The sequence below is a fragment of the Mycobacterium sp. NPDC003449 genome (genome assembly GCF_053588415.1).
Map to the genome: position 1 here is coordinate 1 of NZ_JBSFPX010000340.1, position 3,372 is coordinate 3,372.

General features: G+C 69.1%; 5 protein-coding genes. 1 reads left to right on the top strand and 4 read right to left on the bottom strand.

The window, feature by feature from the left end; genetic code table 11:
- From ACWDTP_RS37970 to ACWDTP_RS37980, 3 genes are all read right to left on the bottom strand, one after another.
- The coding region (locus ACWDTP_RS37970; protein ID WP_450028366.1) for a nitrilase-related carbon-nitrogen hydrolase at positions 1 to 717 on the bottom strand (717 nt) is incomplete at its 3' end.
- A 99-nt stretch (positions 718 to 816) separates the two neighbouring features.
- Positions 817 to 1,425: a hypothetical protein gene (locus ACWDTP_RS37975; protein WP_450028367.1), complete on the bottom strand. Its 609-nt coding sequence runs from the start codon at positions 1,423 to 1,425 to the stop codon at positions 817 to 819.
- Positions 1,422 to 1,739: a hypothetical protein gene (locus tag ACWDTP_RS37980; protein ID WP_450028368.1), complete on the bottom strand. Its 318-nt coding sequence runs from the start codon at positions 1,737 to 1,739 to the stop codon at positions 1,422 to 1,424. The genes ACWDTP_RS37975 and ACWDTP_RS37980 overlap by 4 nt, the downstream gene beginning before the upstream one ends.
- A gap of 37 nt (positions 1,740 to 1,776) precedes the next feature.
- Here ACWDTP_RS37980 and ACWDTP_RS37985 point away from each other — a divergent pair, with 37 nt between their 5' ends.
- Complete coding sequence (locus tag ACWDTP_RS37985; protein WP_450028369.1) at positions 1,777 to 2,619, top strand: NAD-dependent protein deacetylase; 843 nt, start codon at positions 1,777 to 1,779, stop codon at positions 2,617 to 2,619.
- Here ACWDTP_RS37985 and ACWDTP_RS37990 read toward each other — a convergent pair.
- Positions 2,588 to 3,372, bottom strand: a 785-nt coding sequence (locus ACWDTP_RS37990) for a cytochrome P450 (protein WP_450028370.1), incomplete at its 5' end; no start/stop codon positions are given. The two genes, ACWDTP_RS37985 and ACWDTP_RS37990, sit on opposite strands and share 32 nt — an antisense overlap.

Consider the following 3,372-nt stretch of genomic DNA (forward strand, 5'->3'; position numbering starts at 1 on the left):
GGTCGACTCCCCCTCGCCCGCGGCGGCGTACACATAGGCGGCCAGGCAGCGCGAGGACGCCGAGCGGGCCAGCAGGGCGCGGTCCTCGGCCCGGCCCACCGTGATCGGGCTCCCCGACAGATTGGCCAGGATCGTCGCGCCGGCCAGCGCGGCCGTCGCGCTCGGCGGCACCGGGATGAACATGTCCTCGCAGATCTCGACGTGCAGCACGAATCCGGGCAGATCGGTCGCGGTGAACAACAGGTCGGGACCGAATGGCACCTCGGCACCGGCGACCCGGATGACGCCGCTGACGTCGTCGCCCGCGGCCATCTGCCTGCGCTCGTAGAACTCCCGGTAGGTCGGCAGGTAGGACTTCGGCACCACGCCGAGCACGGCGCCGCGGTGGATGACCACGGCGGTGTTGTAGATCCGGTTCCGGTACCGCAGCGGCGCGCCGATCACCAGCACCGGCAGCAGGACCGCCGATGCCGCGACGATCTCGATCAACGCCTCCTCGACCGACTCCAGCAGCGCGTCCTGCAGCAGGATGTCCTCGATCGAGTAGCCCGACAGCGTGAGCTCCGGAAACACCGCGACCGCGACGTTGTCGTCGTGGCAGTCCCTGGCCATCGCCAGCACCGATTCGGCGTTCGCCGGCGGGTCCGCCAACGCCGTGTGGTGAGTGCAGGCGGCGACCCGCACGAAACCATGGCGGTAGGCGCTGTAGAAGTCCATCGCCCTCCATTGTCGCCCGTCGCGGGTCAAGATCGGGTGACGGGGTGTCAACAACTTCGTGAGCCCTACCACAGGTGACGCCGTCGACCTGCGCAAACGCTACCGGCGGAGCGGGTCGGCGGCCCGCCAGGACGCCACCACCGAATCCAATTGGGTTGCCAGCAGCGGCAACTGTTCGACCAGGCCCAGGCAGCTGACGCTGAGCAGCATCCCCGCGGCGTCCACCAGACGCTGCAGTTCCGGATTCGTCGGCGGCAGACCGCGCTCGCGCGCCGCATCGTCGTACTCGGCGACCGCCGCCGGGCCGGCGAGTGCGAGATCCCACTCCACCGGTCCGGTCGTCACGTCTTCGAAGTCGGCGAACCGGACGCCGCCGGTGGTCCGGATGACGTTGAGCGCCGGGCCGTCTCCGTGGATGGTTTGCACCCGCACATCGGGGAATGCCGCGCCCAGGGTGGTCCGGTCGGCGAAAACCGAACGCAGAACAGCATATTCGGCATGAAGCCGGCTGATGTCGTCGCGCCCGAGCGGACCGGAGTCGTCGAGGGCGGTCAGCATCCCGGCCAGGCTCCGGTTGAACGGGGTGAGGAACGGGAGATCGCCGGGATAGCCGGCCAGGGCGGCGTGCAGGGTCGCGGTGTAGGTCATCGGCACGGCGGAGTAGGGCTCATGGTCGGCCGCGACGTCGGCGAGCTCCCAGAACGTCATCGCCAACCCGTCCCGGCGCACCGGCGACCGCGGAACCAGCGGGACGGGCGCACCACCGGAACCCCGCGACCGGCCAGCCACTCGACGACGTCGAGCTCACGCTGCTGCCGGGCCAGCTGCCGGTGGTCGCTGAGCCCCGGCGGCAGCACCACCTGGACGCGGGCCACCACCGGTTCGGGCTGCAGGTGGGCCACCACCGAGAAGGCGTCGTGCAGCACCTCGGCCCGGTCCACGGCCAGGCCGAGGGCCCGGCCGGCAGCGACGGCGGCCCGGGCCGCCCGGCGGGTGCGCTCCGCCACGTCGACAGCAGCCATGCGGCGAGCCTGCCACGCTGCGGATATCCTCGAACAAGTGGATGCACCCGAACTCGTCGCCCTGCTGCAGGGGCGCCACCTCGCCGCACTCACCGGCGCAGGCATGTCCACCGATTCCGGGATCCCCGACTATCGCGGTCCGGACTCCCCGCCGAGCAATCCGATGACCATCAAACAGTTCACCTCGGACCCGGTTTTCCGGCAGCGGTACTGGGCCCGCAATCACATCGGCTGGCGGCATATGGCCGACACCCGGCCCAATGCGGGCCACCGGGCCCTGGCCGGGTTGCAGTCCTCGGGCGTCGTGGGCGGGCTGATCACCCAGAACGTCGACCTGCTGCACACCAAGGCCGGCAGCCGCGGCGTCGTCAACCTGCACGGCACCTACGCACAGGTGGTGTGTCTCGATTGCAGGCACACCATGGCTCGCAGCAGGCTGGCGGAGTTGCTGGAGGCCGCCAATCCCGGGTTCCTGGAACGCGCCGAGGCGGTCGGTGGCATCGCCGTCGCCCCCGACGCCGATGCCGTGGTCAGCGATACCGCCTCGTTCGTCACGGTGGACTGCCCGGCCTGTGGCGGCATGCTCAAACCCGATATCGTGTACTTCGGCGAGAATGTCCCCAAAGACCGTGTGGAACACGCGTATTCGTTGGTCGACCGGGCGCAGGCACTGCTGGTGGCCGGGTCGTCGCTGACCGTGTACTCGGGCTACCGGTTCGTGCGGCACGCCGCGGCGCACGGAATTCCGGTAGCCATCATCAACCGCGGCCCCACCCGCGGGGACGATCTGGCCGCCGTGAAGGTCCACGCCGGCTGCTCGGAGATGCTGACCCTGCTGGCCGGTGAACTCACGAGAACGTACACGGCATCGACCGGATAGCGTGCACGAAGTTGCCCTGCAGGTACGCCGGTTCACCCGCGGAGATATCGGGCAGCCGGTGCAACAACTCGTCGAAGATCGCCCGCAGCTGAGTCCTCGCGACATGCGCACCCAGGCAGAAATGCCTGCCACCACCACCGAAACCCAGGTGGGGATTGGGCTTTCGGCTCAGATCGAAGTGCTCCGGATGGTCGAACACCTCGGCATCCCAGTTGCCTGAGGCATAGAACATCACCACCTTCTCCCCCGCCGAGATCCGCTGGCCCCCGAGCTCGACATCGGTTGCCGCGGTACGGCGAAACGTCATCACCGGCGTCGACCAGCGCACGAACTCCTCTACCGCGCCGCCGATCCGATCGTCGAAATCCGCCATCAGCCAGGCTCGCTGATCGCCGAAATCGGTGAGCGCCCTGAGTGCGTGGCTGGTGGCCTGGCGGGTGGTGTCATTGCCGGCAACCGCGAGCAGCACGAAGAACGCCGCCACCTCGGCGTCGGTGAGCCGGTCACCGTCCACCTCGGCGTGCACCAGGGCGCTGATCAGATCGTTGCCCGGATTCCTCCGGCGATCGGCCGCCAGCGCATTGGCGACCTGGTGCAGGTAGAACTGGTTCGCCACAAGCACTTCCAGCGGATTGCGGCCATCCAGATAGATCGGGTCGGCCCACGAGACCAGCGCGTCGGCGGCGTGAGCCACCTGCTGCCGCTCGGATTCGGGGATACCGACCATGTCCGAGAGGGTGCGGATGGGCAGCT